The organism is Aquibacillus halophilus, assembly GCF_009649745.1.
Lineage (GTDB): Bacteria > Bacillota > Bacilli > Bacillales > Amphibacillaceae > Aquibacillus > Aquibacillus halophilus.
Genome location: NZ_WJNG01000002.1, coordinates 477,485 through 500,404 on the forward strand (window position 1 = coordinate 477,485; position 22,920 = coordinate 500,404).

A 22,920-nucleotide genomic window follows, 5' to 3' on the forward strand; every position below is an offset into this window, starting at 1 on the left:
ACCTACACCACTACGGAAATACACTCCGCTTTCCGCGGGCGGCTGTTGAGCCTCCTCGTGCTACGCACTGTGGGGTCTCATCGATGCCTTTCCATCCCGCAGGAGTCTCCGTGTATTTCCTCCGTTGGTATAGATCGTTGAAACTAATACATTTAAAATGAGGAACGTTGAAGATCCCACAGGACTTAAATTAACTTCCTGAATCAAAATATCTCCCTAAGAAAATTGTATTTTATTTTCAAGGAATCTATGTATTCTTCCTACGCTTCAATCAACATCATATTGCACCAATACTGAAAGGATGATGGATATAACCAAAAGTAGTATAGTAAAGCTCCGCAGCTTAAATAGCTTTCTGATTACGAGGGTAAAGTCCTTGAGACATAGATCTTTGGCTTTCTCTCTTCGATAATCAGAACACTACTACCAGCGTAGGCAGAATACGTAGACTCCTGTGGGAACAGCACCCGTCCGAAGACCCCGGAAGGATCGTTCTTTGATTCTGAGGAGGCTAAGGCCGTGCCCACGGAAAGCGAAGTATTCTGCCGAAGCGTTAGTATAGCGCAATTTAACTAGAGTGAAATCAAATCAATGCAGAAGTTACGTCGCATCAAATACGAATACTAAAAGCAACAATGTTTGCGAAAAGATCCAGATTAAGTAAAGGAGGCTAATTATGGGCCAAAAGGTGATTAAAAATGGAACAATTGTTACAGGATCTGATACGTATGTAGCAGATCTATTAATTGAAAATGAAGTCATTTCAATGATTGGACGAAACTTGACTGTTGATGGTGCCGAGGTAGTTGATGCTTCGGGATGCTATGTTTTCCCTGGTGGAATCGACCCCCATACTCATTTAGAAATGCCGTTTGGTGGAACGGTTAGTAAAGATGATTTTGAAACAGGTACAATTGCTGCTGCACATGGTGGAACAACCTCTGTTATTGACTTTTGTATAACGAGAAAAGGGGAATCACTTAGAAATCCAATTAAGGAGTGGCATGCTAAGTCGAAGGATAAGGCAGTTATCGATTATGGTTTTCATTTAATGATCAGTGAGGTTACTGATGATGTATTAAATGAACTTCCATCGATACTAACAGAAGAAGGTATTACATCATTTAAAGTGTTCATGGCTTACAAAAATGTATTCCAGGCAGATGATGGAACTCTTTTCCAAACATTAAAAACAGCAAAAGAACTAGGTGCACTAGTCATGGTCCACGCTGAAAATGGTGATGTGATTGATCACTTAGTAAAGGATGCCTTAGCAGCTGGGAACACAGACCCAATTTATCATGCCTTAACACGGCCCCCGGAAGCGGAGGGTGAGGCAACTGCAAGAGCAACACAATTAACTGGTTTGGCTAATTCACAGTTATATGTGGTGCACGTATCCTGTGATGAGAGTGCTCAAAAAATTAAAGAAGCCCGTGAAAGGGGCTATGACGTGTGGGGTGAGACATGTCCCCAATATTTAGTTTTAGATCAAACCTATATGGAAAAACCAAACTTTGAAGGTGCTAAATATGTCTGGTCACCACCACTAAGGGAAAAATGGAACCAAGACAAGCTATGGAATGCACTTAAGAATGGTCATTTGCAAACAATTGGCTCAGATCAATGTTCATTTGACTTTAAAGGGCAAAAAGACTTAGGCAAGGGGGATTTCACCAAGATACCAAACGGTGGACCGATGATTGAGGACCGCTTTAGTATTCTTTTTTCTGAAGGTGTAAAAAAGGGACGAATTACGCTCAATCAGTTTGTTGATATCACCTCAACTCGAATCGCGAAGCTTTTTGGATTATACCCTAAGAAAGGAACGATTTCAGTTGGAGCTGATGCCGATATCGTGATTTTTGACCCGGAAGTGGAGCGGACACTATCTGTTGATACCCATCATATGGCGGTTGATTATAATGCTTTTGAAGGAATGAAGGTTACAGGTGAGCCTGTTACTGTCCTGTCTCGTGGTGAGTTTGTGATAAAAGATAAGCAATTTGTCGGCACATTAGGAGCAGGTAATTACCTAAAACGGGCGCGGTATGGAGAATTGTTAACGAATGATAGTGACAAGGTGTCAGTGTAATACTTTAGGAACCTTGAGTAACTTACACAAGGAGGAGTGTTTTCTTGTCTGAATACAAACTATATGAGAAGGAAAGAAATTCAATTGAATCCTTGCTAGAAAAAGGGTATAGAATAAAGGGAGTCAAAGATAACTTAGAAGGAGCAATCGTAGTTTTCGAAAAAGAGGGAAAAGTTGCTGAACATCTTCAAGTCATGATGGCTGATACAAGAAAATATATTTCTAATTTAATAGCTATCCAAAATAAGGGAGCATAAAAAAACTATTATAACAAAACGTCTATCTAGCATATTTTCCTAGGCGTTTTGTTATTTTATTATCAGCGGTAGAATATACTCTGAAAGAGATATCTTTATGCCATTTTATGTATTTTTTTAACGTATAATTACTAATTTGAATTTTCCTATTAGATGTGACTTATCACCTTATCTATCAGGAAAATTATTCAATATATATATATTCAGTTAGGTTACCTTACAGAACAAAGGGATTCATTGATAAATAGTGTTACCTTAATATTAAGTAATATCTGTAATTCTCTGTTCTATATTAAGATTATCCAATCAAATCAGTAGCAAAGGAGGAAAATTATTGGGATCACTTCGAATAACAGTAGGAGAATTGTTAGAAGAAAAGTGCTTTGAACATGCAAAGGTTATACCAGGTGAAAAAGGGCTTGTGAACACTGTAGATTGGGTTCACATTATGGAAGTTACAGATACTGGTAAGCTATTAAATGGATCGGAATTGATTCTTACGACAGGTGTTGGTTGGCGTAATTTTAGAGCAACGAGTATTAAGTATTTGGAACAACTTATATACGCGGGTGCTGCAGGGCTCTGTATTGAGCTTGTTAAATACGCAAATGAAATACCTGAGGAAATGGTCGAGCTTGCAAACGAACACAACATGCCAATAATTATATTTTATCAAGAGGTGCGTTTCATTGATATTACCCAAACGGTTAATCGACAATTAATGAACAATCAATACAGAGTCTTGGTCGATTTGGAAGAGTTTTCTAGAAAACTTAACCATACGATGCTACTACCAAATGCATTTAAACGGGTATTAAAGTTAATTAGTGAGTATTTAAATGTTCAAGTTATTTATCTGGCAAAAAGCAGTGAAGAAACTATTTTTGTTCCACTACAACATGAAATAGAAAAAATGGACATGATTGAAATAGTAAATAAACATAAAGGTAAACGAGTAGTTAATAGAAATAAACAATTTATTGCTGCAGATGGATCCTATGTAGGACAATCGGTTCAAGCTTTGGATCATAAATTTGCTGAGTTAATTATTTTTCCAAAGTATAAAAAAGTTACTGAATATGAACTATTAGTTTTAGATCGTTGCACAAATGCTATTTCACAAGATTTGGTTCGGTTTTTTTATATCGAAGAACAACGAAAACAGAAAGAGCAGCAATGGGTCTATGAATGGTTAAATGGTGAATACAAAACAGAAGAAATAAGGCAATATTTATCCTCGATAGATTCTAAAATAAAGCCTCAGGGAGCCGTCGTATGTATTTGTCGGTTAAACCAATTAATAGAAGACTCCAAACACTCCTACTTCTTAGCAATATTTAGAAATGTGTTACAAAAGCATGGATATTTCTTAATTTCATTGTGCGATCAGAAACAATTTATTTTTGTATTGATCAACCAACGCTCGTTATCCGATTGGAAAAAAAGATTGGAGAAAGCACTAAACCACATAAAGCAATTGGATTTATTTAAAGAAAGTAAATCTGACCATGCGCTTTTTGGTGTCGGGAAAATGAAAGTAAACATAGAAGCACTATCAGAAAGTTACTCCACAGCGAAAGAAGCACTTCAAATTCAAAATCAAGCGAGACTTAAAGATGAAATTTTTTATGAGAATTTACATATATATCGCTTGGTATCAAAGTTAAGCGAGACAGTTGACTTAGATGATTATGTTAACGAATATTTAGGGGCTGTTATTGATTATGATGAAGCACATTCCAGTCAATTACTTTACACATTACAAGTTTTTCTTGAATCTAATGGTTCAAAAAATGAGGCAGCCAAACGTCTATTCGTAGTACGCCAAACCTTATATCATCGATTAGATAAACTAAAGGAACTACTAGGTGAGGATTTCATGGAATCATCCAAACGAGCTACCATCGAATTTTCACTTCATGCCTATCATTACAACAATCCATCCATCAATATGCCTCAATCCACGATTAATCAGCTTTAAGGCTTTATTTGCTAGAGCAAACTGATCTGAGCAATTTCATCATACTGGGAATGAACACAACTGGGACAGAGTACCTGTCCCCTAATCCCAAAAAAATGGGGGAGATTTCTATGTCGTTAGTGAACACTCCGGAAATAAAATTGGAACGAGTTAGCATGCTTTATCAAACGGATTCCACGGAAGTATTAGCAGTTCAAGATGTCACGTTAGATATAAAACAGGGTGAATTCGTTTCGTTGCTAGGGCCGTCTGGTTGTGGAAAGACAACGCTACTGCGAATTATGGCTGATTTAATTCAACCGACAAACGGAGAAATCAAAGTAGCGGGTGAATCAGCACGAGCAGCAAGACTAGCACAGAAATACGGTATCGTGTTTCAAAGTCCTGTTCTTTATGATTGGAGAAAGGTAAAGCAAAATATAAATCTACCTTTAGAAATGATAGGTATGAAGAAATCAGAACGTGAGGATCGAGTGAATGCTTTATTGGAGCTAGTTGGTTTAGAGGACTTTAAAGAAAAATACCCTTGGCAATTAAGTGGAGGAATGCAGCAACGTGTAGCCATTGCAAGAGCACTTGCGATGGAACCGGAAATATTGCTAATGGACGAACCCTTTTCAGCATTAGACGAGTTTACCAGAGAGCACTTAAACGAAGAGCTCTTATCGATTTGGAGCAAGGTCGGAAGTACTGTAGTATTTGTTACACATAGCATCTCGGAATCTATCTTTTTATCAGATAGAGTATTTGTACTTTCACCCCATCCTGGAAGATTATCTTCTGTTGTAGATATTACTCTTCCTAGACCTCGCACACAAGAAATGAGAAATAGCCCTGAGTTTTTCCAGTTGATCGCAGATATACGCGATAGCTTTGAAGGGGTGTAAGTAATGAACGTTCAGAATGTGTTAAGTAGCCGCTATTTCCCGGTAGTTGTTTGGGTATTTGGGCTATTAGTGGTGTGGGAATTTAGTTCTTGGTTTTTGCTTCATGTTGTAGAGGCATCAATGGCACAATCAAAGATTCCCTACATTCATGAACTTGTTTATACATTTACTCAGTATGGTTATACACTTTTTGTTGAAGGTAAAGCGACTTTTTCGAACGCTGCAATTGGTTTTTTACTAGGTGCAACCTTAGGTGGACTATTGGCGGTACTTATGAGTATATCAAAATGGATAGAGCAACTGACTTTTCCATATGCGATTGCTTCACAAATGATCCCCATCCTTGGCCTTGCACCAATTGTGTATGGAATATTTCGTGATGAACAAATTGCACGTATATTGATTGCAGGTTACATCACTTTTTTTCCGGTTGCATTAAACATGTTAAGAGGACTCAGAAGTGTTGATCCCACAGCAGTTGAACTAATGTACTCCTTTGCAGCAAAGCCGTGGATGATTTATTGGAAGCTTCGCTTTCCAGCGGCATTACCTGGCTTGTTTAGTGGGTTAAAAATAGCTGCCCCACTTGCAGTGACAGGCGCTATTCTGGTTGAGTTGATGGGTGCGCAAAATGGCATAGGTGTACTTATGTTGCGTAATCTCTATTATGGTCCTTCGCATAATTATATGTTTTGGTCAACTGTAATTGTCGGAGCGTTCCTAGGTGTTGTTAGTTACTTACTGATTAGCTTAATCGAACGTATCGTTGCCCCTTGGCAACCGGATTTCAGGTCAAGTGGAGGTGACGATTAAGTGGAAGAAAAAAGATCAGTTAAAACTTTTGATTGGTCAGATGAAGCGGCTGTAAAAGTAGCAGGAAAATCACAAACACAAAAGCTAAAAAATATTTCTCAAGCTGGTTCAAAGAAAAAAAAGAGTAGAAAAGGATATGTCAAGCAGATACTTCTCCCCCTTATTGCTGGGGTAGTGATGGTGCTTTTATGGGAATGGCAAATGTTCCATTTAATATTTAATTTGGAGACGTATCAATTACCAATTCCGTCAACAATTCTAGAAGCAATGACTGAAAATCGTACCCTTTTGTTATCCTATGCTGGCTATACGATGACAGAAGCGGTTCTAGGTATGTTAATCGGGTCGACCCTTGGTTTTGTATTTGCCATACTTGCTGCCGCTTGGCCGAGATGGGGAAAAGGGGGCCTGGTGCTGATTGCTTCCTTGAATGCAGTACCGATAGTAGCGATGGCCCCAATTATGAATCTGTGGTTTGGTGCTGGTATGGGTTCAAGAATTGCTATCGTTACAATCATGACGATGGCTGCAATGGCGATTAATGCGTACAAAGGTATGAGGATGGTTGATCCGTTAGCACTCGATTTAATGCATTCTTATGCTGCGAAAAAACATGAAGTTTTTCGCTATTTACGTGTTTCTAACAGTTTACCGTTTGTGTTCACGGCTTTAAAAATAAATACAACTGCAAGTATGATTGGTGCAATTGTTGGTGAGTTCTTCTTTTCATCACGAGGACTAGGCTATCTACTGTCCAATTCAATTAAGGTTGCTAAAATGCCTTTAGGTTGGTCTTGTATCATAGTAGCAGCTATTGCTGGGGTGATTTTTTATTTAATCGTAGAAAGATTAGAGAAGGTATTCTTAAAGTGGCATACTTCCAATCGATCATAGATTAGATAAAATTAACAGAAACATCCGTCCGTTCTATCTCCCGTACAGGAGTTGATACGGCTGTTTGTATATAAGAAGACTTCTCGACACTAAACAAAATAAGGATAAATGGGGGAAAACGATGATTAGTAAAGTAAAACTTAGCCGTGGTTTACTTGTGTTCGCTTGTACTATGTTGGTATTGCTTGTTATGTCTGCATGTGGTAATGACTCTGCTTCTGGAGATACAGGAGATGAACTGACACCTATAAAATTGCAATTAAAATGGGTTCCACAAGCACAATTTGCTGGGTACTTTATGGCGCTAGAGGAAGGCTACTATGAAGAAGAAGGTTTAGATGTCACTATTGTAGCGGGAGGACCTGATATTGTTCCTGAACAACAGGTTGCCAATGGTGCAGCAGATATTGGAATAGGATGGGTAGCTAGTTTGTTGCCTCACCAAGAACAAGGGTTACCACTTGTACAAATATCTCAGATCTATCAAAAAAGTGGTTTAGTGTTAGTTTCAAAAAGTGAAACAGGAATTTCCTCACCAGAAGACCTTGCCGGTAAAAATGTTGGTAACTGGATGGGCGGAAATGAGTTTGAGGTACTTGCTTTATTCGATAAATATGAACTAGATCCAAATGCAGATCTATCTTTTGTTAAACAAGGATTCACTATGGATCAGTTCCTAGCAGATGAAATCGATGCCGCTTCAGCAATGACTTATAATGAGTATCAAGTGGTACTTGGAGAAGGATTTGCTGAGAGTGATTTAAACGTTATTGATATGAACGATGAGGGTGTAGCAATGCTTGAGGATAACTTGTTTGCTAATACAGAATGGTTAGAAAACAATAAAGAAACAGCAGCCAAGTTTGTCAGAGCCTCTTTAAAAGGCTGGCAAGCAGCAATTGATGATCCGGAAGCGGCTGTGGACAGTGTAATGGCTGAAGCAGAAGAGGGAAGTACGTCAAGGGATCACCAATTGAAAATGATGGAAGAGGTGGCTAAACTAGTTCTTCCTGAGGGCTTTGACCCTGCAAATATTGGTCAAATCGATGATGAAATGTTTAAGCAGACAGCGATAATCGCTCATCAATATGGGGTTATCGAAACCCCAGCAGACTTAGATGAAGCCTACACACATGAAATCATGGAAATGGTTAACGAATAATATTTTTTCTCAGGAGCCTTAATCCAATATATCAAGGATTAAGGCTTTTCCTGTTTGGTTTAAGAATTGGGACATTGCAAGGCGTTGTCATAATCATGCTGCTATTTAATGTCAATAATTTTGTTATTATTTCATGCACTATATGTCTATTTAGTTGAATAGATATATATATAAAAGGAGGGGTTATATTGAGTAGTTATCCGATTTTGTATTTGGCTTGTATTCTTGCTGGATTTGCGTTAATTCGAGTTCCACTACAAGGTTTTTTAGCACCGTTAGAACCGTTAACATTTATCGTTGGAGTGCTCTCCATTCTGCTCTTTTCATGTGTAATAATAGTGGATGGTGTGATGTCGTTAATTGGTAAGAGAAGATAAACAAAATCATAATAAAAAATAGATCTCTCTAATAAATAACTTAGATGAGATCTATTTTAAACAGAATAGCTTAGCTGATTCCATTAAGAACCAGCTAAGCTATAGACCATAGTTCCCGGCTACGGTTTATCTAGTAATACGTTAGTTCAGAAAAATTATACATAAGAATTTAAAAATTTATTTTGGTTTTTCCTTTTTCTGCTAGAATCTGCCACTTTCTGAACAACTCTTTGTATTTAGGCAACTTTTTATAATCATCTGGGGTGTCAATGGGATCATCGATGCCATTAACTAACAGTGTAATTTTTAAGCGTTGTCCAGGCTCATCAATGAAATAGGAACCAAGCTTGAAAAGGTCCGCTTTCGAAAAAAGATCATGTAGCCGGAGGTTTATTTGACGAAAGGCCTCCATATCAACCTCTTGAGTATAACCAATATTAATAATTAATTGTTTGCCATCAGTAAAATCATTTGGTAAATAGGGGGTTGAAAAAAGATATTTTAACGGTTCGTCAAAGGATTCTTCCTCAACCGTATGTATAAACAAGGGACCTTTATTTGCCTTAATAAACGTTTCGATGTCTTGAAAATCGATATTCATATTACCTGTCATTTCAATCATTTCTTTTAATGCCTCAATTGTTCGCTCCTCAATCGCATTAAAAGTTAAATGTGCGTCACGTATAGTTGTGTTTGCATCGATTGTTTCCATAAGCCCATCACTATTAAAGTAAATAACGGCATCACACAGCTCTTTCATCCGTAAGTACTGAATTGTTGCAGTTTGAAACCTTTTTTTGCCCTCAAAACGGAAGGGAAAGCGAAAGACACCAATTAACAAAATTTTTTTCTCTTTTAGTTCACATAACTGATTGGTTAATTCAGCCGTTTCACTCGAGTTACCTCCAATAAAGCGATAAAAACACAAATCATCTGGTTCAAGATTTGCAGCAACGGCTTTCTCTGTTTCAAAAAGCGTACTTTTAATCTGATAGATTTTAGCAGGTTTGTCCATATCGCCTTCTCCCAACTTCACTTTTTCACCATTATAAAAGATAAATCTCATAAAACGTGTCAGATCCTGTTAAGAAAAACAACTAGTTTTGTTGAATAAATGTACTTAAGTGGATTTGTTGGAACTTGTACTCGTTAAGGCATCAATTGGAAATACACTTCGGCCTTTATATTCCATTGATTACAAGGGTTACCGATATCTTTAAAGTAGTGTTACCTCGTGGATTGATGATGTGTTCTAGTGAAAGATATTTCACCACTCTTGTGTCGACAACCCTTACTTGCTAACCTACGAACATGAGGATCCATGTCTTATGCCCCATTGCTTCATAATAGACATCATCTTAATTAATTTTAAAAATAAAAGGACGTTCTGGGGAAATCTTACTTTAAAGAAAAGGGTCTAAACTATCATTTGTCTCCTCTAATGCGGGAACGAATGAACTTACCTGATTCCGATAATTCTTCTTCACTCCACACCTGATCTTCACCAGGATCTAGACTGGTATCATGATTGAATACAGCGGAAGTTTCTAGCTTGTTAGCAGCAGACCAATTAATCCAGCTCACTTGTTCTTTATTTAAAAAATCAAGCCATTCATCTGTTTCCTCATAAAATGGGCCTAAATGTCCGCTTGCTTCACTAGTGCCCCATTCAGATGCAAATATTGCAACTCCATTTTCTAATGCAACTTTAGCGTTATCCATTACCTGACCATCATTATGCGTTCCAGCATAAAAGTGAATTGCATAAGCCGTATTCTTATCATCAATTGGTTCTTCTGCTGCTAAATCTGGTCTTTGACTCCAATTTGGAGTTCCAACAATTATTAGATTTTCGTTACCGCTATCTCTAAGCATCTTGATAATTGGCTCAGAATATGATTTTACCTGTCTCCAGCCAGAAATATCGTTTGGAATGCCTTCTCCATGCTCACTGGGTTCGTTTGCTAGTTCATAAATAATGTTTGGATGGTTGGGATAAAGAGTGGAAATTTCTTCGAAAAACCCCATTGCGCCTTGATAAGTCTCATGATTCGGATCTCCTGGATAAAGTACGTGCCAATCAACGATCACATATAAATCATTTGCAATTGCAAGATTAATTCCTTCTATGACTAATTCCTTCATTTTGTCGGGTCTTTTAGCATAGCCTCCGTCACCGATATACATCGCAAGTCGAACCACATTTGCATCCCAGTCATTTGAAAAGGCAGCGAAAGCATTGTTATTTACAATGGCTGAGTACCATTGTAACCCATGCGTACTGATTCCTCGTAGTTGAATTTTATCTCCGTCAGTATCCACCAGAGTTTTCTTTCCATCAATTTCTTCAATTGCAAGACCTGCTTCTGGTGGGCTAGTTGATTTTGTTATGACAATAATTAGGGAAGTGAAAATAGTTATAGTAATTAAAATGATAATATAAACCTTTTCATTCTTCATATTTCACCCCTATATTCTCTTCCAAAAAAGCGCTTTCATCCTTTAGTATATTATAATGTTTTGATAGAAAAAAATTCAAGCTTAATTTCTAACTACTTGTTAATAGGAAAATTACATTGACTTTGCATTTAACAGTAACTTCAATTTCATAATAAATACAATCAAGGATGAAAGAAGATGCTTTAAATATAATAACTTCCATTATTGGAGTGGATGTCGTTATAAAATAAAAACAGAAAAGCAATCCAGTTTAATCAACTGGATTGCTTTTCTTAACATCACAGGGGACCCAACCATTACATGTCCTATGTGGGGAACGGTTTTAACATGATTCCGCCCAATATAGGCTCAAGAACACTTTTGATTCTACTTATCAAAGTTTACAGTCATTCCGACTGCCAAATAGAAGTGCTACCTGCCAGGATATGCCCAGTTCAGCGGAAAGGATACTGATCAAACTGATTAACTTTTCTTAAGACTCATTTTCAAATTGTTCGGTTGGATTTTTTTGTAAACACCTAATTAGAATTGGATCGTTTGAAATAGTTAAACGAATTGACATCTAACGTATAAGTTAGAAGTATAAGCCGATTTTGAATGTCTCTATTTAAAAGAACATTAGTTGCTTTTATTCATCCTTAGAGACTTCAGTTCTTGTTTTTCAACTTCAAAAGAAATTTATTAACTCAGCAAATATTCTAATTAGCATTCAAACACTTAAAGTTTAGATGCTTTACCAAGTCACTGATTCAAGGATTCTTCTTTGTGGACTGTTTCTTTCAAAAAAAATTCACCGAGAATAACAAACGGGCTGTTAATGGAACCGCCTGTGTATTGTTACTTAAGATTCAGACATTCTTCCTAGTTTACTTCAAAGCCGTATTTAAACGGAACTAACCTAGGACGGTTGAATCTCCTGTGACGCTAAGTGCGGTAATAATGAGTTGTTATTATTTTCCTTACACTTATATTATATCACTCACCAGTAGTGTTAATTATGACTAATTCGTTAGCGTTTTCATACGAAATAATAGACTTTATCTAAATCGAACATATTATTCTATGGACAGTGCAGACATCTTTAAACTATGTAGGGATAAAGAAAGTAAAATTCTTTGAGTTTGGTAATATGGAAAGTCCTAGGGGAAAGCAGAAGGAAAAATTACAGAAAATATACCGCTATTTTAAAACTGTCGATACGTGAGAATTAGTGTTGAAATAACTTTTAAAACCGTATTTGATGCTACTGGAAATTAATTTGGAGAGTGGTAGCACATCCTCAAGCCAGGGATGTGCTTATTTGTTATAAAGTATTTAACTTCTTCTATTTGAAAAAAGAATACTCTATTATTGTTATAACTAAACAAGATCTTCGAAAATTTCATATAACTTTTTATCAAAAACATCTTTACTCTTAAAAATTTCATCAAATGTATGATAGGTAATCTTGTTTTTTTCCATACCTAAAGCTACACCTGAAATGTCTTGTTTGATAAGATTGATAACTTCGTGCCCCATTCGACTGGTGAAAATACGGTCAAACGCAGAAGGAGTTCCACCTCTTTGAATATGTCCTAATACAGTAGATCTTGTGTCTAGATCGGTATGCTCTCTAATCAACGTAGCGATATCCTCAGCCTTGCCTGCACCTTCAGCAACCATCACAATACTATGTGTTTTGCCTTCTTCAAAACCATGTTTAAGCCTATTAGAAACTTTAGTTATATCCCATTCCAATTCAGGAATTAAAATAGCGTCGACACCACTAGAAATACCAGCCTGTAATGCAATGTCACCAGCATTTCTTCCCATAACCTCTATTACACTGACACGCTCGTGGCTGCTCATAGTATCTCGTAGGTTTCCAATTGCATCTGTTACAACATTTAAGGTTGTGTCAAATCCAATTGTATAGTCCGTTAAAGGTATATCATTATCGATCGTCCCTGGCAGTCCATAGGTTTTAATACCACGTTTACCAAGTGCATCTGCACCACGATAACTACCATCACCACCGATTACTACTAGATAATCAATCTCTGCTTTTTTTAAGTTATTGATAGCTTTTAGTTGCCCATGTTCTGTTTTAAATTCTTCTGAGCGTGCAGATTGAAGAAAAGTTCCACCGCGATAAAGGATGTCTCCAACATCTTTTAATTCTAATTTTGAAAAATCGTTTTCCATCAATCCCTTATAACCACGTTTAATACCAATCATCTCAAAACCATTATTTATTCCAGTCTTGACAACAGATCGTATAGCACTGTTCATCCCCTGTGAATCTCCCCCGGACGTTAAAATACCTATTTTTTTCAATGTAAACATCCCTTTCAATTAATTAGTTTTATGTATAAATATCGATGAGACACACCTTTTAATTGATTCTTTTAAAATTTTATATTTTTCTTTACTGTTCCCTTATGTGGAAATCACAAACTAGAATGGTGTAAAAAAAGACTGAGCCCATAATAATGAGTTCAGTCTTTTTTTCATTTTTTTATTCTTTATAGGGGTCGATTGTTTGGATCGTACCATCTTCATTGTAATGAATTTCAGTGAACTTAACACTTCGCTTGTGATTCACACCATCTGATAGTGAACTATCATGGTAGAATAAGTACCACTTATCTTCAAATTGAACAATCGAGTGATGCGTTGTCCAACCAATTACAGGTTCAAGTATTTTACCTTTGTAAGTATATGGACCCTGTGGGTCTTTACTTGTCGCATAGACGATATTATGTGTAGAACCAGTCGAATAAGAAAGGTAATAGTAACCATTGTATTTATGGACCCATGCACCTTCAAAAAATCTTCTATCTTCATCACCTGCAAGAAGAGGGTTGCCATCTTCATCCACGATGGAGATTTCTTTAGGTTCTTGTTTAAATGTAAGCATGTCATCACTTAACTCAGCTACAATTGGTCCTAATGCAGGGGCTGTTTCAGCCGGACCTTCTGCATCTGGTTTAAATGACCCAGTTTGCCATTTTTCTAATTGTCCACCCCAAAGACCACCGAAATACATGTAGGATCTTCCGTCTTCATCAACTAAAACGGCTGGATCAATACTGAAGCTTCCAGGGATATAACTTTCTTGTGGTGTGAACGGACCAGCAGGGTTATCGCTTGTTGCTACCCCGATTCTAAAGATCTCATCTTTATCGCGTGCTGGGAAATATAAATAATACGTATCATTTTTGTATGCAGCATCTGGAGCCCACATTTGTTTCTTTACCCAAGGTACGTTTTTCATGTGAAGCGCTTCCCCGTGATCTACAACTGGAGAATCAAAATCATCCATGGAAAGTACGTGATAATCTTCCATCTTGTATTGGTCACCATTGTCGTTAGATGGCTCGTTATGGTCTAAATCATGAGAAGGATATATGTATATTTTCCCTTCAAATACATGTGCAGAAGGATCTGCAGTAAAAATATGCTCGACTATAGGTTGATTTTGCTTCGGCTTTTTTGTCATAAGCTCGTCTCCTTTTAAAATAGTAAGTATGAAAGCGTTGCGATTTTCATTATATCAATTTCAACAGATTAATCCAATAAATAACATGCACATTACCTAAAGTAATATACTAAGATGCTTTAGAAACGTTCACATGCTGTACAAATTTCCATGCTTAAGTTAGTAAATAATATTTTTTATATAGAAAAAACTAGACTACTTAATTGCTTCCACTGAAACCTTTTTGGGATCAGGTACAAATGCAAGGACTATAATTCCAATAATGAACAGAATAACTAAACTGAACACACCCATGTTTGATTTTCCGGTAATTTGTGCGGTAACTCCTACTAATAAAGGTCCCATAATCGAAGCGAATTTACCAAAAATATTATAAAATCCAAAGAATTCGTTGGCATTTTTCTTTGGTACTAGCTTAGCAAAATAGGATCGACTGAGTGCTTGAATTCCCCCTTGTGATGTAGCGACAAGCATCGCAAGAATCCAAAAATCAAGTGTGGTTTCCAGGAAATAGGCATAGATACAGACAATGATATAAACAACTATTCCGACGTAAAGCATTTTCTTTCCGGTAAATTTATCTGCTAACCTTCCATATAAAATGGCAAATGGACCAGCTACAACTTGGGTAACAAATAAAATAATAAGTAGGTCAGTTGTACCAATCCCTAAATCTGATCCGTAGGCTGTAGACATGGAGATAATCGTTCCAACCCCGTCAATGTAAAAGAAATAAGCTACAAGGAATAGAAAGACTGCACGGTATTTTTTAATCTCTTTAAATGTCTTACCAAGGCGCTTAAAGCTATTGGATATAATTTTGGATTCCCGTTCAATGTAATGGTGTTGATGTACATTTTTAAACATCGGTATGGCGAAAAGTCCCCACCATAATGCGGTAATGACAAAGGCAATCTTACTAGCAATTGAAGCTGAAATTGGTAATACTCCATTCTGAGCCAAAATTATGATTGCAATACTAATGATAAATGGGATGGTACTACCGATATAGCCAAGTCCATAACCACGTGAGGAGACACGATTCATCCGGTCATCCGTTGTAACGTCAGTAAGGAAAGCATCATAAAATACATTGGCTCCAGTTGAGCCAAGAGCTGCGAAGGTATAACAAATTAATAGGAGAAGCCAATTATCGCTTGGTATGAATGCTAACAATCCTGTAGAAAATATTCCGAGGAAAAAGAAAAATGAGAAGAATTTCTTCTTTAGTCCTTGGTAATCAGCTATTGTTCCTAAAATAGGTCCGATCATAGCCAAAATAAATGTGAAAATAGCAATGGTATAGCCAAGGTAAGCGGTAGAATCAACGGCAGTAACTCCAGCTTTTGTAGCAGCTGCCTTGTAAAATAGCGGGAATACAGCAGTTGTAATAATGATTGAGTAAGCAGAGTTTCCCCAATCATAGAACATCCAGCTGTTTTCCGTTTTTGTAAAACGCTTCATGAAATCATCCCCCTAGGTTACTATTAGTTTACTAGAAAAGTAGTTTAAAAAGGCTGACTACTTCTGAAACTTTACAGACTTTTTACACTTTTAATAACTCGTCTATACTTTGTCCATCTGTATCCCCGAGGTCTAGTCCTAATAACCGAGCGAATGTAGGGCCTTCATCAACTAAATGCATGGAGGGGATGGTAGTGTTTGGTTTAATGCCTTTTCCGGCAGCCATTAGAACTGTAGTATAGTTGTCTTTTTCAGGAGAATACCCATGACTAGCGTGGGTATAGCGACCTTCTTTAACATCATTATCTGTAATCTCATCGATAAATTCGCCGGTTAAGTATTCTTTAAAGTAGTAATCTCTTTGTGCTTCGATAAGTAAAAAGGCATTTCCATCAGCGCCCTTTGCAGCAGCTTCTTCACCTGTTAAAACTCGTTCAATTCCGCTATTACTATCCTCAACAAGTGATTCGAAAAGTCCATGGACTGTATGTTTTGTTTCTAAATCATGTTCATCCTTCACATAAATATATGCAGAACCATCACAGCTCTTGCAATACGCCTGCCAACTTAAAACCTTATTATTTTCATCTATTTTAATTAGACCACGTTCTTTGAGTACGACGTTAGGTTTAATTGCTTTAGATTCGTTCAGTGCGCTATGGTCACCGAGAGCTACAATTGTTGAGTCTTGATAAATTCCTGCTTCCTTTAACGCCTCGACAATTTTCCCAAGACGGACATCATGCCTCCGGATAGCTGCTATTGCTTCTTCGGAAGAAAATCCATGGTAATGACGCTGCGTATCTAAATCTACGAAATGAACGAGTAACAGATTAGGCTTTTTGGCTGTTATTGTGTCAACCGTTGATTCTAGAACGAAATCATCTAGTTCCGGTTGATTTAGTCCTTTCCGTATTTTACCAAACTTCCGATTCATTTCTAGTTGATAGAGTGGAGTACCGTTAGCTAGTGATACAGGGATCTGATGTTGCCAAGAGCGGTTGGCGAATATTTCAGGCATGTTGTAATTAATCTTTGCTTTTGCGGTTACAGGCCATAATAAAGCGGCTGTTTTCATCCCTGCTTTACGGGCCTCATCATAAAGTGTGGTTCCGCTTACATACTTTCGGTGCCAGTACCAGTCGGGCGAAGAGGCTCCAGGTTGTAAAAAAGTGTTGTTGATAATGCCATGACGATTTGGGAATCTGCCGGTAACAATTGTTGCGTGACAAGGATAAGTCACGGAAGGATAAATTGTTTCAACATTTTTACAGTGAGCGCCTTTTTCCAATAGTTCTTTGAAGTTAGGGAGTTCCTCTAGCATAGGTATGTCTAATGAGGATAGGCAATCAAATGAAATTACAATTAAATGATCTGTCAGACGCGTCATAATAACCTCCAGCGTATGTATTCTCTAAAACAACTAAGCGGTACTATGGTCTAATCATATAATAGAATTATTAGAATTGATAGATAATAGTTAATACATAGGGAAAACGTAACGTAATTACTAATTGGCCTCTGGTAAGAGAGGTTATGAGCCAATAAAATGAACACCAGTCATTTCGGCTGGTGTTCCAAATGATAAATTATTGAGAATTGCAGATTTTAGTCTTGACTAAAACATTGGAAAAATATAACTAACTAAGAACCACAAAATTATGATTAGGATAATAATATAGGCAGAATATTTAATAAACGTTGACGCTACCTTACTAGAATCCGTTTTCTTTTCTCTTTTTTCAATTTCAATATCTTCATTTCTTTCGGACATTGATTTCGCCTCCGTTTCACTCGTTTATAATACTTTTAAACAAGGAACGGTTCCCCACTTTATTTATTAATAAACATAACAAAATTTTCTCTAGGATTTGTGCAGGGATAGGGTCGAAAAGAGTAAATACAATTACTTACTGAGCTGAACAGTATGTTTAGTGGTTAGAAAAACATGGTAAAGGAAGTATAGGAAAGACAAATAAAAGGAGGAATCAATGATATGATTCGAACAATCTTAATGATAATTGGAGCAATTGTTGTAATAAGTTTTATTTTTAGTCTTTTGTAAGTAGGAGTTCATGCTCTTATTTTATTTTAAAATAACTTTATAGTTTGTTTGCAATTAGTTCAATAAATTAGAGTAAGTAAATTATAGCAGGAGGTAATTTTTATTTATCTTTTGTTATAATTTTTTGCATTTATTAGATGTTTACAGCCTACATGAGTAATTCTCATTTGGATTGCATATCTAAAAATAGGGTGAAATAAATGCTTACCTTATTCATGGAGGGAAATATATGTTAGTCTAAATCGGTATGAAAAAAACCAGAATGACTTTCTAGTCTTTAGGTTAGCTCTATTTTTGTAGTATAATGAAGTGCTTCACAATAGACATTAAAGATAAATACAGATTATGTGTAGCGGGAAGGGATTGAATCGTGTGGATGCTAGTAGTAAAGAGCCACTCACCTATATTTACAATTATTCATGGATAGAGGATGAGAAATCCTTATGTGCACTGGAGATGCGTGCTCTTTTTGGAGCAGACACGGAGTCAACTATCCTAGAAAGTACTATAAAGGTTGATCCAAGTCGAAGTCCATTTATAAAAGAAAGAATTGATGTTATTTATCAGGGTGATACATTACAGGATGTTATCAGACAGGTAAAGGACCTACATATAGATAAGAGTTTTAGAATGATTTTTGTTAAAAATCAGGATCTTGAAAAAGTTGGTTTCACAGAACGGCGTAAGATAGAAAGGGACGTTGGTTTAGAAATCCCCGGTGAAGCAGATTTAGTTCATCCAGAACTATTGTTAGGTATTATGAATGTGAATGGACGTTGGGTATTCGGTGAATATTACAAGAATGAAGCGATTTGGTTACACCACCAAAAGAAGCCACATAGTTATTCGACCTCCCTTAGCACTCGTGTAGCAAGAGCAGTTGCAAACATTGCTGTCCCTAATCCAACTGGAATTAAAGCGATTGATCCCTGCTGCGGAATTGGAACGGTGTTGGTAGAGGCCTTGTCGATGGGGATTGATATTGTTGGTAGTGACTTTAATCCTCTTTTAATAGAGGGAGTAAGAGAAAACATCGCACACTTTGGGCTGGCAGGTGATGTGTCTATGAAAGACATTCGAAACGTCACCGGCAGTTATGATGTAGCAATTATTGATATACCATACAATCTATATTCAGCGATTACACCCGAACAGCAAAGAGAAATGCTTGAAAGTGCTAGAAAATTTGCTGACAAGTTAGTAATTGTAACAATTGAACCAATTGATTCAGTTATTTTAGGCGTTGGATTTGAGATTATAGACAGATGTACTGTGAAAAAAGGACTGGCGTTTGTTCGGCAAATAATTGTTTGTAAGTAAATATTATAAAAATGAGGTAGCTAAATGAGTACAAGCTTTAAAGAATATAATTTGAGCGATGAAATATTAAGAGCACTTGCTAGTTTGAATTATAAAAACCCTACAGAAGTACAAAATAAAGTAATTCCCATTGCATTACAAGAACAGGACCTTGTTGTAAAGTCACAAACGGGAAGTGGAAAAACCGCATCCTTTGGTATTCCTCTTTGTGAAATGGTAGAGTGGGAAGAGAATAAGCCACAGGCACTAATTCTGACACCAACACGTGAGCTCGCTGCACAAGTAAAAGAGGATATAACCAATATCGGTCGGTTTAAGCGAATCAAAGCAGTTGCAGTTTATGGAAAGCAACCTTTTGCCAAACAGAAAATCGAACTAAAGCAAAAAACACATGTAGTAGTTGGTACTCCAGGTCGGGTATTAGATCATATTGAAAAAGGCACTCTTGCATTGAATGAACTGAAGTATCTAATTATCGATGAAGCAGATGAGATGCTTAACATGGGATTCATCGAACAGGTGGAAGCAATTATAAAAGAACTTCCAACAGAACGTATGACATGTGTATTTTCAGCTACATTGCCAGAAGATGTTGAAAAACTTTGCCATAAATATATGAACCAACCAGTTGAAATAGAAATAAAAGCAAGTGGGATTACGACAGACAAAATAGTCCATAATCTTTTGGAGGTAAGGCCAGACAATAAACTTGCAATCCTTAAAGATATAACAACGGTTGAAAACCCGGATAGTTGTATTATTTTTTGCCGAACTCAAGAACAGGTAGAACTTGTACATAAGCAATTAGATCATGCAAACTATCCTTGTGACAAGATTCATGGGGGATTGTACCAAGATGATCGATTTGCCGTCATGAATGATTTTAAAAAGGGAGTCTTTCGTTATCTAGTTGCAACTGATGTCGCTGCAAGAGGGATTGATGTTGATAATGTCTCGCTTGTTATTAACTATGACATTCCATTAGAGAAAGAAAGTTATGTCCACCGAACTGGAAGAACTGGACGTGCTGGTAAATCAGGTAAAGCAATTACATTTATAACACCCTATGAAGAAAAGTTTTTGACAGAAATTGAGAGCTATATTGGTTTTGAAATACCTAAAGTTGACGCGCCTACGAAACAAGAAGTAGAAAGCAGGAATACTGCTTTTGAAGAAAAAATTAATACTAAACCAACTCTTAAAGAAGATAAAAGTGCTAAGTTAAACAAGGGGATTATGAAGTTATACTTTAATGGTGGCAAGAAAAAGAAAATCAGAGCAGTAGATTTTGTTGGTACGATCGCAAAAATTGAAGGTGTATCAGCTTCAGATATTGGAATCATCACAATCCAGGAAAATGTTTCTTATGTTGAAATATTAAACGGCAAAGGCCCATTGGTGTTAAAAACTATGAGGACCACAACAATCAAGGGTAAGTTGTTAAAGGTACATGAAGCAAACAAGTAATATGCTAGAATCAAGACAAAATACAGAAGAGGAAGTGATTTAGTGATAACTGTAACTATACCAAAACCAGAGGTTACTATTAACAAACAGAATAATCCTGAACTGAGCAACATTTATGGATTTACTGATTTTCACCTAATTCCTAGAGATAAGGGTGGTATCTTTATGTTTTACAACAATAATGATGAGCTGTTATTTGTAGGTAAAGCAAGGAAATTAAGACCAAGAGTAAAAAAACATTTTGAAGATAATGTATCTGCAATCAAAGATCATAGAGATGAAGTAAGTAAAATAGAAGTATGTCTCGTAGAAGAACCCGTCGATAGAGAAATCTATGAAACGTATATTATTAATGATCGGAAGGCGAAATACAATATAGATAAAGCATTTTTTAGGTAAAAAGAAATTTAATTGTGGAGATTTTCTTTGTCTCCACTTAAGTTCGTTAAATAAAAAATTCCACCCAACTTGCAATAAGGCAAATTAGTTGATCTTATTGCTATTTTATTGGGTAATTTGATTCATTGGTGTATAATAGAGTTTACTAATGTAGGTCTAAATGACTAACCTAATAAATATTTTAATATAGTCTTTTCTGGAGGTGAGTCTGTTGTTCATTGTAATCCTTTCACTTTTCTATTTCGCTATTACCTGCTACTTGCTATATCTATCTTATAAAACATATTTAAAAAATCGAGAAAGTCCAATACATAAAGTCGCTTCACTTCTAATCTTTTCTTTTGCTCTAGTCTTTCTCATCTTCTTTTTTAAACAGACTCTCCCAGATGAAACCACAAGATTTTTAGTTATAGCCTTAGAATTTCCAGTATATTTATTGCAAATCTGTTTAGTTGCAGACTGGTTTAGGTTGCTTACTAATGAAAATAAAAAAATAACAGGCTTCTGGCAAAGATGGGGAATCTATTTACCAATCGTTCTTATCACTCCCTTATTTTTCATCAATGATATTCTTGTGAAAAATATAGTACATTTACCTTATGCAAAGTATATTGAGTATGGACCGGCAGTACATTTAGTAGGTCTACATGTATTGATTTACGTAATTTATATGCTCACCATTACTTCAATCTATCTAAAGAAAGCACCTGAAGAAAATGTGAGACAGCTATCTCTCCTTAGGATTGGACTAATTTTTTATTTTATTTGGGCATTTGGATGGGGGATTATTCAGTCTCAGTTTATATTTATGAGTAATTTTCCTCCTATGATTATCTATGCAGAATTTTTTCTTATTTATGCTATGTTACTTACTATGAAGAAATATAACTTTTTACCTTATTACGAGACGAGATATCAAATTCTATTTGATGTATCGCCAATTGCCATCATTCTAGTAAATAGTGAACTTATAATAAAAGAGTTGAATAAACAAACTACTCAATTATTTAATCTGCAAGAAAAAGACATATTAAACCGATGCTTAGGTGATTTTATACCAAAGGTCATTGTAGACACTTTTTATTCTAGTTGGGTCAGAGGCTTACAACAAAATATGGGGCTTAGAAATTACCAATTAACCTTGAAGCATCCCGATACTGGACAAGATATGCATCTGTTAGTAGATTCGGAGTTTATCAAAGTAGAAAATGAAATGATGCAATACGTAATGATTAGAGACATAACCCAAGAAAAGCTTGCAGAGAGTAAAGTAAGGTTCCTTGCCTATCACGATACATTAACAGGCTTAGCCAATCGACATCATTTCAATAGTACATTTTCGGAATGGCTTTACAATATGAAAGACCAGAAAAACCAACAATTTTCATTATTGGCCATAGATCTTGATAATTTCAAGGAAATTAATGACACGTTTGGTCATGATGTAGGGGATAAAGTACTAATTAAAGTAGCTTCTATATTTGAAGCTCATCTCCCTCCAGATAGTTTTGTAGCTAGAATAGGTGGAGATGAATTTGCGCTATTAATCGCAGGGGGATTTGAAGACGCTGAGCTATTTGTCAATGATTTATTGGAAGTAATGAATGAACCTTTTATGATTGAGGATGCTCAGATTCAGACTTCTTGTAGCGTAGGAATAACGAATATTGACTCGGATACACTAGATGAAAATCTTTTGATGAAACAGGCGGATCAAGCTATGTATGGGGCTAAACGGGAAGGGAAATCTACTTATAAAGTGTATGCTTGATAGTAGAGAATGAGGTAAAGGATAAAC

At 36.3% G+C, this 22,920-nt stretch carries 19 protein-coding genes and 1 pseudogene; 13 read left to right on the top strand and 7 right to left on the bottom strand.

Features of this window, described 5'->3' with window-relative positions:
* The first annotated feature begins 676 nt into the window (after positions 1 to 676).
* The 8 genes from hydA (at position 677) to GH741_RS03500 (ending at position 8,466) form a co-directional block, all read left to right on the top strand.
* Positions 677 to 2,095 carry a dihydropyrimidinase gene (hydA, locus tag GH741_RS03465; protein ID WP_153735357.1) on the top strand — a complete coding sequence of 473 codons (1,419 nt, stop codon included), beginning with the start codon at positions 677 to 679 and terminating at the stop codon, positions 2,093 to 2,095.
* 44 nt (positions 2,096 to 2,139) lie between these two features.
* The gene (locus tag GH741_RS03470) at positions 2,140 to 2,352 is read left to right on the top strand and encodes a hypothetical protein (RefSeq protein ID WP_153735358.1); all 213 of its coding nucleotides are present in this window, start codon (positions 2,140 to 2,142) and stop codon (positions 2,350 to 2,352) included.
* A 334-nt stretch (positions 2,353 to 2,686) separates the two neighbouring features.
* A complete protein-coding gene (locus GH741_RS03475; RefSeq protein WP_153735359.1) occupies positions 2,687 to 4,333 on the top strand; it encodes a PucR family transcriptional regulator in 1,647 nt (548 codons plus the stop codon).
* A gap of 110 nt (positions 4,334 to 4,443) precedes the next feature.
* Positions 4,444 to 5,220 carry an ABC transporter ATP-binding protein gene (locus GH741_RS03480; RefSeq protein WP_153735360.1) on the top strand — a complete coding sequence of 259 codons (777 nt, stop codon included), beginning with the start codon at positions 4,444 to 4,446 and terminating at the stop codon, positions 5,218 to 5,220.
* 3 nt (positions 5,221 to 5,223) lie between these two features.
* On the top strand, positions 5,224 to 6,033 hold the full coding sequence (locus GH741_RS03485; protein ID WP_153735361.1) for an ABC transporter permease: 810 nt from the start codon (positions 5,224 to 5,226) through the stop codon (positions 6,031 to 6,033).
* Positions 6,034 to 6,927 (top strand): ABC transporter permease, encoded by an 894-nt coding sequence (locus GH741_RS22255; RefSeq protein ID WP_338079217.1) that lies wholly within the window; start codon positions 6,034 to 6,036, stop codon positions 6,925 to 6,927.
* Between the two features lie 121 nt (positions 6,928 to 7,048).
* Positions 7,049 to 8,089: an ABC transporter substrate-binding protein gene (locus tag GH741_RS03495; protein ID WP_153735362.1), complete on the top strand. Its 1,041-nt coding sequence runs from the start codon at positions 7,049 to 7,051 to the stop codon at positions 8,087 to 8,089.
* A gap of 188 nt (positions 8,090 to 8,277) precedes the next feature.
* On the top strand, positions 8,278 to 8,466 hold the full coding sequence (locus GH741_RS03500) for a hypothetical protein (RefSeq protein WP_153735363.1): 189 nt from the start codon (positions 8,278 to 8,280) through the stop codon (positions 8,464 to 8,466).
* Between the two features lie 169 nt (positions 8,467 to 8,635).
* Here the strand turns inward: GH741_RS03500 and GH741_RS03505 are convergent, their stop codons facing one another.
* Both GH741_RS03505 and GH741_RS03510 read right to left on the bottom strand, forming a co-directional pair.
* Positions 8,636 to 9,481 carry an FtsZ/tubulin family protein gene (locus tag GH741_RS03505; protein ID WP_170287546.1) on the bottom strand — a complete coding sequence of 282 codons (846 nt, stop codon included), beginning with the start codon at positions 9,479 to 9,481 and terminating at the stop codon, positions 8,636 to 8,638.
* Between the two features lie 410 nt (positions 9,482 to 9,891).
* Positions 9,892 to 10,926, bottom strand: coding sequence for a glycoside hydrolase family 5 protein (locus GH741_RS03510; protein ID WP_153735365.1), 1,035 nt, complete (start codon positions 10,924 to 10,926; stop codon positions 9,892 to 9,894).
* 1,084 nt (positions 10,927 to 12,010) lie between these two features.
* Between GH741_RS03510 and GH741_RS21865 the strand changes: the two are divergent.
* Positions 12,011 to 12,130: pseudogene (locus tag GH741_RS21865) on the top strand (NAD(P)H-dependent oxidoreductase); the annotation flags it as partial.
* A gap of 155 nt (positions 12,131 to 12,285) precedes the next feature.
* Here the strand turns inward: GH741_RS21865 and pfkA are convergent.
* The 5 genes from pfkA to GH741_RS21550 all read right to left on the bottom strand — a co-directional run bounded on the left by pfkA (position 12,286) and on the right by GH741_RS21550 (position 17,645).
* The gene (gene pfkA / locus GH741_RS03515) at positions 12,286 to 13,251 is read right to left on the bottom strand and encodes a 6-phosphofructokinase (RefSeq protein ID WP_153735366.1); all 966 of its coding nucleotides are present in this window, start codon (positions 13,249 to 13,251) and stop codon (positions 12,286 to 12,288) included.
* Between the two features lie 172 nt (positions 13,252 to 13,423).
* On the bottom strand, positions 13,424 to 14,407 hold the full coding sequence (locus GH741_RS03520; protein ID WP_153735367.1) for a glycoside hydrolase family 43 protein: 984 nt from the start codon (positions 14,405 to 14,407) through the stop codon (positions 13,424 to 13,426).
* Positions 14,408 to 14,602: 195 nt separating this feature from the next.
* On the bottom strand, positions 14,603 to 15,871 hold the full coding sequence (locus GH741_RS03525) for an MFS transporter (protein ID WP_153735368.1): 1,269 nt from the start codon (positions 15,869 to 15,871) through the stop codon (positions 14,603 to 14,605).
* Between the two features lie 82 nt (positions 15,872 to 15,953).
* A complete protein-coding gene (locus GH741_RS03530) occupies positions 15,954 to 17,261 on the bottom strand; it encodes an alkaline phosphatase family protein (protein ID WP_153735369.1) in 1,308 nt (435 codons plus the stop codon).
* A 228-nt stretch (positions 17,262 to 17,489) separates the two neighbouring features.
* Complete coding sequence (locus GH741_RS21550) at positions 17,490 to 17,645, bottom strand: hypothetical protein (protein WP_170287547.1); 156 nt, start codon at positions 17,643 to 17,645, stop codon at positions 17,490 to 17,492.
* 636 nt (positions 17,646 to 18,281) lie between these two features.
* On the opposite strand from GH741_RS21550, the gene GH741_RS03535 reads away from it, so the two are divergent.
* From GH741_RS03535 to GH741_RS03550, 4 genes are all read left to right on the top strand, one after another.
* A complete protein-coding gene (locus GH741_RS03535) occupies positions 18,282 to 19,256 on the top strand; it encodes a TRM11 family SAM-dependent methyltransferase (protein WP_153735370.1) in 975 nt (324 codons plus the stop codon).
* 24 nt (positions 19,257 to 19,280) lie between these two features.
* Positions 19,281 to 20,723, top strand: a complete 1,443-nt coding sequence (locus GH741_RS03540) for a DEAD/DEAH box helicase (RefSeq protein ID WP_153735371.1) — start codon at positions 19,281 to 19,283, stop codon at positions 20,721 to 20,723.
* A 42-nt stretch (positions 20,724 to 20,765) separates the two neighbouring features.
* A complete protein-coding gene (locus tag GH741_RS03545; RefSeq protein ID WP_338079218.1) occupies positions 20,766 to 21,122 on the top strand; it encodes a nucleotide excision repair endonuclease in 357 nt (118 codons plus the stop codon).
* A gap of 211 nt (positions 21,123 to 21,333) precedes the next feature.
* Positions 21,334 to 22,893, top strand: a complete 1,560-nt coding sequence (locus tag GH741_RS03550; RefSeq protein WP_153735372.1) for a sensor domain-containing diguanylate cyclase — start codon at positions 21,334 to 21,336, stop codon at positions 22,891 to 22,893.
* Positions 22,894 to 22,920: the final 27 nt, after the last annotated feature.

Bases quoted from the DNA above. Each gene is read 5' to 3' on its own strand.
- GH741_RS03480 (WP_153735360.1), top strand. From the start codon at position 4,444: ATGTCGTTAGTGAACACTCCGGAAATAAAATTGGAACGAGTTAGCATG.
- hydA (WP_153735357.1), top strand. From the start codon at position 677: ATGGGCCAAAAGGTGATTAAAAATGGAACAATTGTTACAGGATCTGAT.
- GH741_RS03520 (WP_153735367.1), bottom strand. From the start codon at position 14,407: ATGACAAAAAAGCCGAAGCAAAATCAACCTATAGTCGAGCATATTTTT.
- GH741_RS03495 (WP_153735362.1), top strand. From the start codon at position 7,049: ATGATTAGTAAAGTAAAACTTAGCCGTGGTTTACTTGTGTTCGCTTGT.
- GH741_RS21550 (WP_170287547.1), bottom strand. From the start codon at position 17,645: ATGTCCGAAAGAAATGAAGATATTGAAATTGAAAAAAGAGAAAAGAAA.
- GH741_RS03535 (WP_153735370.1), top strand. From the start codon at position 18,282: ATGTGTAGCGGGAAGGGATTGAATCGTGTGGATGCTAGTAGTAAAGAG.
- GH741_RS03510 (WP_153735365.1), bottom strand. From the start codon at position 10,926: ATGAAGAATGAAAAGGTTTATATTATCATTTTAATTACTATAACTATT.
- GH741_RS03540 (WP_153735371.1), top strand. From the start codon at position 19,281: ATGAGTACAAGCTTTAAAGAATATAATTTGAGCGATGAAATATTAAGA.
- GH741_RS03525 (WP_153735368.1), bottom strand. From the start codon at position 15,871: ATGAAGCGTTTTACAAAAACGGAAAACAGCTGGATGTTCTATGATTGG.
- pfkA (WP_153735366.1), bottom strand. From the start codon at position 13,251: ATGTTTACATTGAAAAAAATAGGTATTTTAACGTCCGGGGGAGATTCA.
- GH741_RS03485 (WP_153735361.1), top strand. From the start codon at position 5,224: ATGAACGTTCAGAATGTGTTAAGTAGCCGCTATTTCCCGGTAGTTGTT.
- GH741_RS03505 (WP_170287546.1), bottom strand. From the start codon at position 9,481: ATGGACAAACCTGCTAAAATCTATCAGATTAAAAGTACGCTTTTTGAA.
- GH741_RS03530 (WP_153735369.1), bottom strand. From the start codon at position 17,261: ATGACGCGTCTGACAGATCATTTAATTGTAATTTCATTTGATTGCCTA.